General features: G+C 31.9%; 10 protein-coding genes. 8 read left to right on the forward strand and 2 right to left on the reverse strand.

Going from position 1 to position 14,326, the window contains the following annotated elements; all coding sequences use genetic code 11:
- The first annotated feature begins 7 nt into the window (after positions 1–7).
- The 3 genes from A9G17_RS01095 to A9G17_RS01105 are packed head-to-tail and all read left to right on the forward strand — an operon-like array spanning position 8 to position 5,300.
- Positions 8–2,221, forward strand: coding sequence for a TonB-dependent receptor (locus A9G17_RS01095; protein WP_081301627.1), 2,214 nt, complete (start codon positions 8–10; stop codon positions 2,219–2,221).
- Between the two features lie 56 nt (positions 2,222–2,277).
- Entirely contained in the window at positions 2,278–3,399 is a 1,122-nt protein-coding gene (locus tag A9G17_RS01100; protein ID WP_065737110.1) for a saccharopine dehydrogenase NADP-binding domain-containing protein, read from the forward strand.
- A complete protein-coding gene (locus A9G17_RS01105) occupies positions 3,399–5,300 on the forward strand; it encodes a saccharopine dehydrogenase NADP-binding domain-containing protein (RefSeq protein WP_065737111.1) in 1,902 nt (633 codons plus the stop codon). Before A9G17_RS01100 ends, A9G17_RS01105 begins: the two co-directional genes overlap by 1 nt.
- A 1-nt stretch (position 5,301) precedes the next feature.
- Here A9G17_RS01105 and A9G17_RS01110 read toward each other — a convergent pair whose 3' ends face one another.
- Positions 5,302–6,219, reverse strand: coding sequence for a helix-turn-helix transcriptional regulator (locus tag A9G17_RS01110; protein WP_065737112.1), 918 nt, complete (start codon positions 6,217–6,219; stop codon positions 5,302–5,304).
- Between the two features lie 145 nt (positions 6,220–6,364).
- On the opposite strand from A9G17_RS01110, the gene A9G17_RS01115 reads away from it, so the two are divergent.
- Positions 6,365–7,585 carry an MFS transporter gene (locus A9G17_RS01115; protein WP_065737113.1) on the forward strand — a complete coding sequence of 407 codons (1,221 nt, stop codon included), beginning with the start codon at positions 6,365–6,367 and terminating at the stop codon, positions 7,583–7,585.
- Between the two features lie 808 nt (positions 7,586–8,393).
- A complete protein-coding gene (locus A9G17_RS01120; protein ID WP_081301628.1) occupies positions 8,394–8,903 on the forward strand; it encodes a DUF2867 domain-containing protein in 510 nt (169 codons plus the stop codon).
- A 253-nt stretch (positions 8,904–9,156) separates the two neighbouring features.
- On the opposite strand, the gene A9G17_RS01125 is transcribed toward A9G17_RS01120, so the two are convergent.
- A complete protein-coding gene (locus A9G17_RS01125) occupies positions 9,157–10,140 on the reverse strand; it encodes an AEC family transporter (protein ID WP_025315506.1) in 984 nt (327 codons plus the stop codon).
- A gap of 946 nt (positions 10,141–11,086) precedes the next feature.
- Between A9G17_RS01125 and A9G17_RS01130 the strand changes: the two genes are divergently transcribed.
- From A9G17_RS01130 to A9G17_RS01140, 3 genes are all read left to right on the forward strand, one after another.
- On the forward strand, positions 11,087–11,533 hold the full coding sequence (locus A9G17_RS01130) for a LexA family protein (protein ID WP_198228313.1): 447 nt from the start codon (positions 11,087–11,089) through the stop codon (positions 11,531–11,533).
- Complete coding sequence (locus tag A9G17_RS01135) at positions 11,530–12,795, forward strand: Y-family DNA polymerase (RefSeq protein WP_065737114.1); 1,266 nt, start codon at positions 11,530–11,532, stop codon at positions 12,793–12,795. Before A9G17_RS01130 ends, A9G17_RS01135 begins: the two co-directional genes overlap by 4 nt.
- A gap of 117 nt (positions 12,796–12,912) precedes the next feature.
- A complete protein-coding gene (locus A9G17_RS01140; RefSeq protein ID WP_065737115.1) occupies positions 12,913–13,734 on the forward strand; it encodes a helix-turn-helix transcriptional regulator in 822 nt (273 codons plus the stop codon).
- Positions 13,735–14,326 lie beyond the last annotated feature (592 nt).

The raw sequence follows: 14,326 nt of genomic DNA on the forward strand, positions 1-14,326 counted from the left end.
AATAAATATGAAACGCCAACCCACTCTAAGAAACAATCTGTCCTCTGTGCCATTAATCGCTGTTAATTATAATATTAATAATAAATTACTATTGGCTAGCGCTTTATGCTTATCCTTTAGCGCTACCGCGGAAAATACTCCCGCCGACGGAGAAGCATCAGTAGATACAATGACAGTCACTGCAAGACATGTTAAAGAATCCGCCAAAGATATTCCTTTTACGGTTAATGTGATTGATAACAAACAGATTGTCGAACAACAAGAAAACACGCTAGAAAAAGCCTTAAATGATACAGTAGGAATACAGGTTATCAGTAATATGGGCGGTGCAAAATCAATTCGAATGCGTGGTGTCGGTTCGGTGCTACCCATGAGCGGTGATGATAGTTCAGTAAGTATTATTGTTGATGGTATGCCTCAATCGATTAAAAACACCACTTTAAATTTATTAGATGTGGAACGTGTTGAAGTGCTCAAAGGTCCACAGGGTACATTATTTGGTCGAAATAGTGAAGCGGGTGCGATTAATATCATTTCTCAAAAACCAACCCTTTATTTGGAAGCAGACTTTAAAACAGAATTTGGCGAAGATAACCATAAATTAACTCAAGGTGTTATTAGTGGTCCCTTATCCGATACACTAAGTGGACGGTTGGCCGTACTTTATGATGAAACCGATAGTATTATTGATAATCGTTATGATAATGAACCGGTTAGTATTCTCAGAAATAAGATGGCAAGAGGTTCATTACTATGGGAACCGTCTGAAAATACTTCGATCCTATTTATTACAGAAGTTGAAGATGCTATGGGTATGGATGATATGTATATGATGCGTCCCTATGGTCATCATCCGAAAATAGATATCCCTAATAGCAGCGATAAAAGTGATAAAAAAATCTATCGTTTTAATTTCAAAGTAGAGCACGAATTAGAAAACAGTGTGCTTACGTCTATTACAGGCTATTCGCATACAAAAATTGATACTCAATCACCGATTTATGAAGGTGATCTTTATAATCATTTAATAGGTATGAGACCCCCTTCAAATTGGTCGTTTATCACTCATGAGAATTTGTTTAACCAAGAATTTAGAATTTCATCTAAACAAGAGGACTCTATTTTTTGGGTAGCGGGTATTAACTATTATAAGAACGACCGTCACCGCAATACCTATGATGTTTTTGATGTTTTTTATCCGGTTAATCCTTTAAATGCCGATATTCATAGAAAATTCGAAACCGATAATGTTGGCATATTTGGAGAGATAAGCTACCCCATTACGGATAAATTTAAACTAACAGCAGGTATTCGCCAATCTTATGAAAAGAAAAACTACCGAGCAAAATGGTATGCAAACTCTATTTACAAAAACGCAGCACCAAACATGCCAGCAACGGCTTTAGATAAACAAAAAATAACCGATCACTACACAACAGGACGCTTTGGATTTAACTTTATATTAAATGACAATGCCACTCTCTATGCACTTTATTCGCGTGGCTATAAAACAGGAGGATTTAATGATCAAGGTACCGACTTTGCAACGTTAGGAGTAGCAGATCAAGCTTATAAATCTGCCTATGTTAACGCCTATGAAACAGGATTAAAGTTAGAAAATGATAGCAGTACTTTGGGATTAAATACGGCTATTTTTCATAATAATACTAAGCGCGAACACTTAATGGCATACAACCCTGCGACTTTTGTATCGGTTGTCGAAAACTATGATACCCGAAGTTATGGAGTTGAGTTAGATGGTTTTTGGAAAACACCTTGGAATTTAGAACTTATTGGTGGTTTAGGTTATACCAACGCCAAAATTGTAGGCACACCAAATAAAAGTCTGGCTGAGGTAAAAAAGCATAACTCTATTCCAGATACAGCTAAATGGAATGCAAATATTACGTTACGACATACCATGCCACTTAATATTGCTGGATTAGATTTAGAAACCAGAATTAGCAATCGCTATATTGGTTCACGCAAAAACGATGTACAAAATACCTTTGGTTTGAAACCTTACAACAAGCTAGATGCTCGAATTAGTATTAAAAGTACTAACGCACAAGTCTATATTTGGGGGGATAATTTACTGAATAAAACTTATGATCTTTGGGGATATTACATACCTGCTATGTATGCTGGGGGACCAGATGCAACTATTGGTTCACCTGGTAGAGGCAGAACTGTTGGGATTGGTTTTGCTTATAGCTACTGATACTAAATTTAACTAGTCGGCTAATAAACCGACTAGTACCAAACAGGAAATGATTTATGCAAAATAATTATTCTAATGTTTTAATTCTAGGTGGTACAGGTAAAGTAGGAAAAACAGTCATTGACTATTTACTAAAACATAGCCAATGTCAAATTAGTGTTGTGACTCGAAACACTCAATTATCTTTAGATAATAACCGATTAACAAGTTTACAATTTGATGCATTAGATAAAAAGCTACTTAGCCATCATTGCAAACAAGCTGACTTGGTGATTTCTTGCATTGGTCCGTCACAAATAGTGGGATCGACTGTTGCAGATATATGTTATCAAACGGGAACGCCTTATATTGATGCTGGTGGTTACGATCCATTATTAAAGTATCTAAGTCAATTAGTAATGGCGAAACCTTCAACTGTTCCACTTATTATTAATGCAGGATTACTGCCAGGTTTATCAGGAGTCTATCCCAATTATCTAATAACTCATTATTCTGATAAGCAACTTATCGAAAATTTGGAAGTTTGTTATGCTGGTCGTGATGCTTGGAGCTATAACTCAGCATGGGATATTATTGTCGGCTTAGGTGATTTTGGCGAAAATCGTGGCTTTTGCTATATCGCTAATAATAAATTGATTAAAGTTCCTTTTTTTAAAGCCGCCAATAAACAAACTTTTGCTGAACCTATTGGTAAAGTAAGTACTATGCTAATTTATTCAGAAGAACTGCGTAGATTAACCAATCATTATAAAATTCCAAACCTTAAAGTATGGGGGGCAAATATTGGTCCTAAAGCGGCTTTTAGTTGTGCCATCGCCAAATTGTTTGGTTACTATAAAACCCCAGAAAAAATCACTAAAGCAGCGAAAAGGCTAGCCTCTGCTTCTGCCAAAGATATGCTTAAACTATCACCTATTTATTCTATTAAATGTAATATTAAATTAGTTGACGGCAGAATTATTGAAGGCAATTTACTAACAGGCGATACCTATCTTGCAACGGGTACTGTGATCGCTATCACAGCTAAATATTTATTAGAAAATACGGTAGTTGCAGGTGCTTATAGCCTGCATGAAGCTATCCCTAGCGAAGTTATTATCAATCAATTGCTAGCTGAAAACATTATTCAGATTAGTACTACAACTCATAATACTTTAACTGCAACGGAGGCAATTTGATGACAATCTCTTCTTTTATCACTCACGCAAAAAAGATTATTGTAATTGGTGGTACCGGCGAAACTGGACAACGTATTTTAAAATACTTAAAACAAAGTTATCCTGATATTTCCATAAATTGCGCAAGCCGTCAAAACACTTTAACCCAAAAGGATATCCCTTTTGTTACCCTTGATATTAATAATAAACAACAAACCATAGAGCTATTAAAAAATTACGATTTGGCTATTTTAGCAATGGGACCTATGGAACGTTTATTAGATGCTCCTCATCAACTGTGTTTAGATGCTGGAATTGATTGTATTGATATTAATGACAGTGCCAGTGCCAGCAAAGCCATATTAGCCTTACATACAGCTGCTCAAAAAAAACAGTGCAGTATTTATACAGGTATGGGGTTATCGCCCGGTATTACGTCCTTAATGTTAATGCAACTGGCTCAAGCCAAAAAATCCACTACTGGGACTTACTGTTCTAGATTATATATGGGCGCTGCTTACGGTGGTGGTAAAACAAGCCCCTACTCAATGCTTGCTAACTTTACAAAAAAAATAACCGTTTTTCAGCAAGGTAAATTACAAACTATCGCGACGCCTTGGAAAAAAGATCCCTATCAATTTCATTTCTTTGGTCAAGAAAAACCTTTAGCCATGATCCCCTACGGCACACCCGAAGTCATTTCTTTAAGCAGTGAGCGTTATGACCAACAACTTGCTCCAATTACTACTTTTGATAGTCGCTTTCATATTCAATTCTTTCCTTTAGCTATGGCAAAAGCTATCGCTAACTTTAATCCTAGTACTAAAACTATTAACTTTTTGGCGAAAAAGTTCTATAGCAGTGGTCAATCTATTAAGCATAAACCCAAAGCCGATCCGGATACTTATATCTGTATATTTCCTGATAACCAACCCAAGCAAGGCATAATGTTACAGGGTAGCATTTCTTCATACGATCTCACTGCATTAATGGCATGTGCGGTAATCGATTGTTGGTTAAATAACAAATTGAAAGAAAAAAATGGTGTTTATCCTGTTGAATTTTTATCAACGACTACCCGAGAATGTTTAGTGCAAATGCTTGAGCAAAGAGGTATTTCTTGGCGTACAGGAGATACTGATGCACTAAAACACCAAAACAACTATTTTGGTTGGTTAGAATCCAATATTTATAATGTACAAACACTCCGACATTACGGTAAAAATTGGTATACAGTAGATAAAGTTCACCCAAGAATGGTTTTTTTACAAAAACAATTTTTATTTCAATCTGAAGTATGGCAGTCTTTAAAAAGTAAACTTAATAGTTTTCAATTAACTTCTTTTGTTATCAAAATGCTTATACGTTGGAAAAAACAGAAAAAACAACTCGAGCAATATGCCCAGAAGAGTATTGAATGGAAAAAATTAATCAAAGATTTAACGATGTTTACATCAGGTTATAGTTTATTTCGTGAAACGGTAGGAAAAGAAATCGCTTATCCACTTTATCGTAAAATGTTTTTAGATACAGGTGATATGGAAATGCAATGGTTATGGCCTCAAGCTGAAGCCTTTGCTTTATTAACTAGTCCAGAAGAGGCTGTATATCAATATTGGTTAGCATTTTTAGACAGTTACCAACAATTAGGAATCTTAAATTATAGCCAAACCATGTTGTCAAAAGATTGTTATCAAATACATATTGATCAATGTATCTATGCTGAAGTTTTTAATAAACTTGAGTGCCCTGAATTAGCTAACTTAGTTCGAGAAATGGAACATTATGCTTTTACCAGAATTGCATCGAAAACACCTTTAATCATTGATTGGCATCAAAAAGCGAATGGTGAAGCAGATGTTTTTTTAAATTTGCAGTCAATAACCGATAAACAAACAGCAAATAAAGTCAATAATAGCTGAACTAGTCACTATTATTGATTGTGTAAGCATTTTGTTGGCGTACTTCTTTTGGTAGTACCCCAAATTGCTTACGAAAAGCTGAGCTAAAATGACTAATATTGCTGTAACCCATTATAATCGCTGTCTCAGTTACGCTATTAGTTACTAATAACTGTTTAGCTTTATTCATACGCTCGGCTAAAAAATAAGCATAAATACTTTTACCAAATACTTTTTTAAAGCCTTTTTTTAGCTTATTTTGATTCATTCCTACTTGTTTTGCCAGCCAATCAATCGTAGGAGGACTGCTTAAATCTTTTAACAAATAATCATGTGCAACATTAATTTGTTTGTATTCTCTTTGGGTAAATTCTTGTTTTCCTAGACAACTATTAAAGGCGTGAAAATACCAATTTAAATACTCTAAAACATAAGAATACAACAATAATCTGTTAGTCACTCTACAATCGGTGTTTCGTATTAAATGGTACAGTTGCCTTGCTGAAGATAGCACATTTTTATTAGCCTCTAACTTATGATGGTGTAAAAAAAAGTTCATATTATGATCTAAACAAGAAAATTGAAAATCGATATCGCCAAGCAATACTTCTAATAATTTTGGCATTACCATGACTTCTACATTACAAAAATCATCAGAATGCTGTAAGCAAAAGTTTTCACCACCAGTAAAACCAAAGATTAAATCGCCTTTATGGGTGCTAAAGTGCCGATCTTTAATTTGCACCTGTAATTTACCCTGTAATTGGCAGTTAAAACATACATGATTATTACAACTAGGAAATTTTTTACAAACATCTACTGCATTTAAATGCTCTGCTGTTACCACACTCACAGATAAGCCAGGCTGAAGCTCTATATAGCTAGAACCATTGACATGATTATCAGACCTATAATTTTTTAATATTTCATCTAAATGCATATATGCTCCTTCACAACTCGTAAACGATAACAAATATCATTTGCATTTACAATAAAATAAAGCTACTATTTCATATAATTTTTTAGCAGTAAAAATACCCTCTTTTATAGATTTATTAAAAATAAAAGATTTATGAAAATGCTTTATGAATAACCAAAATACTCGCAGTAACCGCCGGCCTTATTTTCTATTTATAATTGCCCAACTCTACATTATTCAAGGTATTCCAGTTGGTTTAGCGTTTGATGCTTATCCTATTTTATTGCGTGATGCAGGCGTATCACTGGCTGTGATTGCAATAATTCCCCTAGCAGGAATACCTTGGGTAGTTAAGTTTCTATGGGCGCCTTTTGTAGAAAATTATTGGCTGGATAAAATAGGTTATCGTAAAACTTGGCTACTACCTATGCAGTTTTTATTAGCGATATTAATTACCGTAATTGCCTTTACTCCATTTACTGAAGATACTACCAACCAATTAATTGGTATTATTATTTTATCTTGTATTATTTCTGCCACTCAAGATATTGCTACTGATGGTTTAGCTGCTGACTTAGCACAAATCAACACCATTACGCAAATTAATAGTATTCAAGTGATGGGTAATATTATGGGTATGTTAATTGGTGGTGCAGGTGTTAGTATTTGTTATGACTACTTAGGAAAAACTTACAGTATTTTATTACTCGTTGTAATTATTATTTTTTCAATTGCACAACTACTATTATGGAAAGAGCCTAAATTATTTTACACTTCACAACCTAAACCTCGAGCTAAAATTGGCCTCTTCTTTAAAAGACCAAAGGCTTATTCAATGTTATTTCTGGTACTACTCGTACCGTTTGCTGGCTCAGTTATTTTAACCATGTCTAAGTTGATTCTTTTAGATCGTGGCTTATCGGTTAGTGATGTAGGACTATATACAGGTATCGGCGGTTATTTAACAATGATATTAGGTTGCATACTCGCTGCCTATTTATTAAAAAAACATCCCCCTAGCTATACTTTAAAATTAGGTTTTAGTCTAGTTACATCGTTAGTTTTTAGCTGGAGTGTACTGGATTATTACCCAAGTTATATTAATGCAGTTACGGTTATCATATCAATGACGTTGTTGGGAATTGGTATAGGATTTATTAATGTAAGTATCTATACCTTTACCATGATTTATGCTAAACAAAGCAAACAAACAGCTACTGATTACGCCGTATTTCAAAGTACTCTATTACTTTCTGAAATTATTGGTTCTTCTCTCTCTATGACACTAGCGGAATATTTTAACTATTTTGTCGCATTCTTTAGCGCTTTAATGGCTATCATTGCTATTTTTGTTATTAATAAGAAATATTTGAAACTCTTTACATAATATCATTGATAATCATTAATCTATCTACAGGTATTATTATATTACTCTTTAAAAATCTGTATAAACTACAGGCGGTTAAAAAATCTTTTATATCTTTAAAAAAATGCTATAAATTTAATTGTGATAGATAACTAATTAAAATGATTCATAAAATACAATTAACATTTGTTGCTTAAAATTGATCAAAAAAGGATTAACAGAACTTGGATTTTCCAGATTTTTTATTGAATATTTTGCACCGAATTTTTATTAAGATTTGTATCTAAAAAATCATTTTTACTCAATCATAGCCATAACCTAAAGCTTTTTGACAAAATAAGTGACAACATAACAACAAAAATATTTTTTAAAACTATTACTAAGATAATGAATAGAATTTAGGCAATATTGAATAATTAGATTTAAATTAATATAAAAATATAATTATATTAATAAGTTAATGTTGATTTTGTAAAAAATATTCAGGAGTCTATACCATTTCATTAAATAAAATTCATAAAATTTAATTTATAACTATAAATGATATTAATAAATAGCTACTGAATTTAATTCTAAAAATATTACAGAACTCCCTTCTTTTTTATATATTTGAGGTTTAACGTTATTATTAGCAAAATTAAGAAAAAAAGAATTTTTTGAATAGAAATAATTCAATGAAAGATATTTATCATTTGCTAGGAAAAGTAACGGTATAGTGTCATAATAACAATATTACATAATCCATATTAGGTATTTTTCTTAAATTAATTCACTGTTTAAATTGAGTTATTTTGCTAGAAATTTAAATTAACGTATCCAATATAGAAAAATGAAAAAAAAGCATATTCAACAAATATTAGCTGTTTTGCCTAACGATATTACCTTAGTTGGCGAAAAAATAGATTATTTAGATTATCAAACAATAGCCATAGCAAAAAATATTACGGCGCTTGATGCTTATAAAATAATGACATCTTATCAGCCTAAATGGTTAGAGTTTCTATTTAAAATAAGAGATTTTTTAGTTAGATTAGTTGGAATTAAACCTGTTCATGGATTTAATAAGCCTGAGCCACACCATCACAATCTTGAAACTTCAAATACCCTCCATTTTTTTACAATTATTGAACAAGCTGAAGATAAACTCACATTACAGGTAAAAGACTCGCATCTTGATGTTTGTCTATGCTTACGGATTATTAATAATACGGAGAAGACTAATATGTTGTATCTTATTGCTTCAGTTAATAATCATAACTTTTGGGGAAAATTATATATGATACCCGTTTCTATACTTCATCCATTTATAGTTAGACAATTATTCCGTAATTTTAAATAATAAAATGATTACATTGATGTTTTGTTATTTAATGTTGTTCTTTTAGCTTTAATTATAAAAGGATAAAAAATTCTGATCACTTTCAGACGGATTTTATTTTTAATAAAGAAGTTAAAACATAAATAAAAACACAAAGAAAACTAAGGAATGGCAATTTTTATTAATATTGAAAACATGATAATAAAAAATAAAACCAATAAAAAAGCCCCATTTAGACAAGCTAAATGAGGCGGTTCGGATCGATTATAAATGCTTATTGCACACCTGGAATGGTATATTCCATGATGAGTAATAATGTTGGTAAAATAAAAATTGATAAAACGGTTGAAGCAAAGAAAATGCTTGATGCATGCTCTTGTTCAACATTCCAGTTATAAGCCAAAATAACCGCTGTTGATGCCGTTGGCATTGCAAGTAAGAAAACTAATTCTTCTGCCTCCATTCCTGTGATACCAAATAGATGTACAGCAATTAACGCAACAACTGGTGTAAAGAAGCTTTTCAAAACTACGTTGATCATAAGTGGTTTTGACATTTTTAATTTAACACCATAGATACCCACACCTACTGCAATTAACGAAATGAAGTTACAAGCATTAGACATGATATCGAAAGTGTTAAATATAAAGTGTGGCATCCAAGTCGTACCATCAGTCACACTCACCACTAAACCAAGAATCACACCTAAGAACATTGGTTTCATCAGTGAACTTTTTACTGCACTAAAAACCATTGCACCCGTTACTTTACCACCTGATATTTTGGTGTCACATAATTCTAATAGAAAAATGGTCATAGGAATTAATGACAATGCCACAACAAAGTTAGCGACTGCAACAGAAATTGTAGATGAGGCGCCTAACATTAACGTTAAGAACGGAACCCCCATTCCACCCATATTTGGGAAGCAGCATAACATTGAACTCATGGCTGTTGATTTGAGATCTTTATGTAGAACGTATTTATTCACTAAGAAACAAACGATCCATAAAAATGACATCGTGCAGAAAAAGGCAATCATCCAAATACCATTGAATATTTGCGATGGTTTAGCGTGTGATGTATGCACAAATAGTAATGCTGGGAATACAAAGTTAGATACAAGTCCAGATAATAATTTTTTAGAATCTTTCGTAAATATTCCTTGCTGTACACACAGCCAACCAAGAAAAATAAGTAAAAAAACCGGAAGACAAGAACTTACAACTTGTCCAACTGCAGACCAGATTAGATTCATTTTTTTAAAACTCCTAAAATAATATTACTTGAAATACAAATTCGGTAATTGTTCGGTAACTTTTGATTAGATTTTTTTTAGACCGAGCTAAAGCGGATAACAAAGTTGAATGTATTTATTACATGTAAAAGTGCATGTCTGTTTTTTGAAATTCTATATTGCTTAATGTTGTTTTACATGATGTAAGCTTAACTGAATACATTGTTAATATGTCAACCTTTGTTATATCAAATGGAAAATTCTGTAAATTGCGCGGTATTATACTTATTCTTTTTTAACTTGTGTTAAGCAAGGTCTGCAACCTATCTTAAAAAGAATAAAAAATCATTCAATTTTGATTTGACGCCACTAAACAGCGAAGTTTTATTTCATAAAAATCAACAAATAAGATCACAGAGAAAACACGTGTTAAATTATGGTAAAAGTTAATTTGCCCGTTAATCCTTTTGTTTTGCTGCTTTTTATAGCACTTTATTAACAATAAAAAGCTACTGATTTTATAGTTAAAAAACTGATTTAATTTGTTTATATAAAAGCATGACAACAACACGTGATTACTGATCTTTATATTATCAAGATAAATAATTAACATAACAGATAGTGAATTATGTTTTTAAACTATTAATGAATAATTAATACAATGTAAGCAATTTATGTGACATGACAAAATCAATAATGTCATTTGGACTATTTTTAATTTAAAAATTGCTTATCTTTGCCCTACTATTTTTAATCCCATAAAAATTGGAAAGCCCAAAAATGTTAGCTGTGGCTTAATATCAATTGCGTTTTTTTGCTCAATTTCTATTTTTTTACAGTCGAAAATTTTTGAATCAGCCATTTTATACTGTATATTTATACATGCATTCGTTTTTTAATATGTTTATAACCCTATGTCCATAACACAACGAAATAGATTTATATGTTAATTTTAAGGAGAACGTACTTGCGTAATAATTGTATTGTACTTGGCATGGTTAATACTGCCGATAAAAATTACTTAACTTTAATTGATACGCCAGTAAGAGCTGGATTTCCATCCCCTGCAGATGATTATTTGGAAACGAAACTTGATTTGACTGAACATTTAGTAAAGCATCCTAGCGCAACCTATTATATTAAAGCCGTAGGCGATTCTATGATCGATTATGGTATTTTTAGTGGTGATTTGTTAGTTGTTGATCGTTCTTTGGAGCCTAAAATCGGTGATATTGTAGTTGCCGCAGTTGATGGTGAGTTAACATGCAAATGTCTTGGAATATTCGATAACCAACATCATTTATTGTCAGGTAATTCTCTTTATCCGCCAATTCCCTTAGTGGGGAAAGATGTTCATATTTGGGGAATTGTTATACATACCATCCATTCATTACGAAAAAGAGCACATGTATGATCGGCCTAATTGATTGCAATAATTTCTATGCTTCATGTGAACGCGTTTTTAATCCTAAATTAGAAGGAAAACCAATTGGGATCTTGTCCAATAATGATGGCTGTGTTATTGCGCGTTCAAATGAATTAAAACCATTAGTACCTATGGGGATGCCGGCTTATCAGATCCCATCTAAAATTCGTAAACAAATAATTTTGCTAAGTTCAAATTATGAACTTTATGGTGATATGAGCCAGCGGGTCTTTGATACTGTACAAAACCATACTCCGAGTATTGAGCTTTATTCTATTGATGAAGCTTTTATTCAACTAGATGGATTTACAGATATAACAGCACATTGTTTAAAAATAAAAAATGTTGTAAAACGAGATACAGGTATTCCTGTTAGTATCGGTATTGCTCCAACGCGAACATTGGCAAAGTTAGCTAATCATATAGCCAAAAAACAAGCCATTTATCAAAATGTTTATTGTTTACCCACAGATGAAAAATCACTAAAAAATATATTAGAAACATTTTCAATTAATAACATTTGGGGCGTAGGTCGACATATCGCAAACAAATTAAATAGAATCAATATTCATACTGCATGGGATCTGCGTCAAGCTAATCTAAAATATATTAGAAATAACTTTTCGGTAACACTAGAACGGACCGTATTAGAATTACAAGGTATTAACTGTATTGAGTTAGATGACCTATCCACTCCGAAGAAAAACATCATGATATCACGCAGTTTTGGTCGCTTAACGAGTACACTATTTGATTTACAAGAAGCGATTCGTCTGCATGCAAGCCGTGCAACTGAAAAGCTTAGACAACAACAATCTGTCGCTAGCGCTATTCTAGTCTTTTTAAAAACGAATCGCTTTTGTGACAATTCAAATCAATATCATCCATCAATCGTAGTACCACTTTCTTTTCCAACAGATGACTCACGATTAATTATTCACGCAGCACAAAAAGGTTTGCTGGCAATATATAAGCAAGATCTTTTATTTATGAAATCAGGGGTAATGTTATTGGACCTAAAAATTAAAAACAGCCATTCTCAACCAGACTTTTTCACAACACCTTTAATAAATCCATCGCTGCATAGAAATGACAAACTTATGAAAACAATTGATACCATTAATCAAAAAATGGGTAAAAATACGATCCAATTAGGGGGAATACAAAAGTCTGCTCCTTGGCAAATAAAACGTCAATTATTAAGCAAGCGTTATACTACTCATTGGAATGAATTACCATTAGTGAAATAAATAACTAAAAATAGTAATCATTATTATATATAATAAGCAAACGAGTAACATATATTCTAGCGATGGATATTGAATATCCTCAATAAGTGACCATAACATAAGAACGGATTGATTAGGATGAAAGATACAGAATTAGAAATAGAAAGACTCAAAACTTTAAGTACTACACTGAATCATAAAAAATGTGTTTCAACTTATAAATCAAAACAACAACAGGATCTCTCTAATATACCGATATTAAAACCACTGCTTGTTGTTGTATTAAATGGTTGTAAAATCGTTGGTAACGAAACAAAAGTCGCGTGTAACGTAGGTAATTTTGTTTTTTTTACTGATGTACAAACAATGAATATGCGAAATATTCCTGCCAATACCAATTATCTTGCGGTACTCGTTGAATTTGAATTTTCTGATTTTGATAATAATTTAATAAATAATAATACTAACAAATCTGAAACATACACATTCGGTAAAGCTAATAGCGCCTTATACAAATGTATATCTCAACTTGTTGAATGTTTAGATTGGGCAACAGAAGATATAATAGAAAACCGAAGAAAAGAGATCATCAATTTATTGGCTAATTCAGGATATCCGAATTTAGCTTACCTTCCTGGTCAAAAAGAAACTACCCTAAAAGTTATCGAAATATTTAAAAGAAACGACAATAAAAAAATTACAATAGATGATGTGAGTAAAGAAATCTGCATGAGTAAAGCGACTTTATATCGCAAATTAAAGTTTGAAGGGGAAAATATCCAAAAAATAAAAGAAAAGGTGTTAATGGGACGAGCACTTCATTTATTACAAACATCAAGCCTTTCAACAGAACACATTGCCACAATGGTTGGCTATTCATCTACCGCTCGATTTTCTCAACGATTTAGAGCTTATTTTGGATTATCACCAAAAGAATTAAAAAATACCAAACGAATTTAATCGTTTTTTAATATAAAAAATCCCATTAAATTGGGATTTTTTTAATATACAATATTTGTTGGATAAAGTTAGTCTAAGTAAAAATTTTTATCATTTTAAAATATCAGTATTTTTAAAGATAAATTTTTAAACACAAATAGATAACTGCAAATCAGTTATCAACAAATTACCCTATTCATGTAGAATTATAATTATTTATTCTAAGAACAGTTAATATCAAAATTCTATACAAATAGTATCAGTGAGATTCGGATTTATACAAAAAAAGTTAATGAACAGTAACAAAACTATGTTAGATTTTGCAATAATGCCTTCCATGGCAAAATTGCAAAGGTTTTTATTGATACCAATCATCCATGGGTAATAAGCCAAAAATGACCTTTACTTTGATATCAATTAAATCAGATATTTTTCCTTAGAACTATTTCCCTTTAGAACTAACTCCTTTTAGAACTAATTCCTTTTAAACTAAAAGGATTAATACTGATTTTTTTACACTATCAAAATATCCATAAAATGACAGTATTACTATAAATACCCTATCCCAAACTACTATGTTGGTATGATTTAATACTCAACCTCATTTGCGATA

Source organism: Gilliamella sp. wkB7, assembly GCF_001693435.1.
GTDB lineage: Bacteria > Pseudomonadota > Gammaproteobacteria > Enterobacterales > Orbaceae > Gilliamella > Gilliamella apicola_N.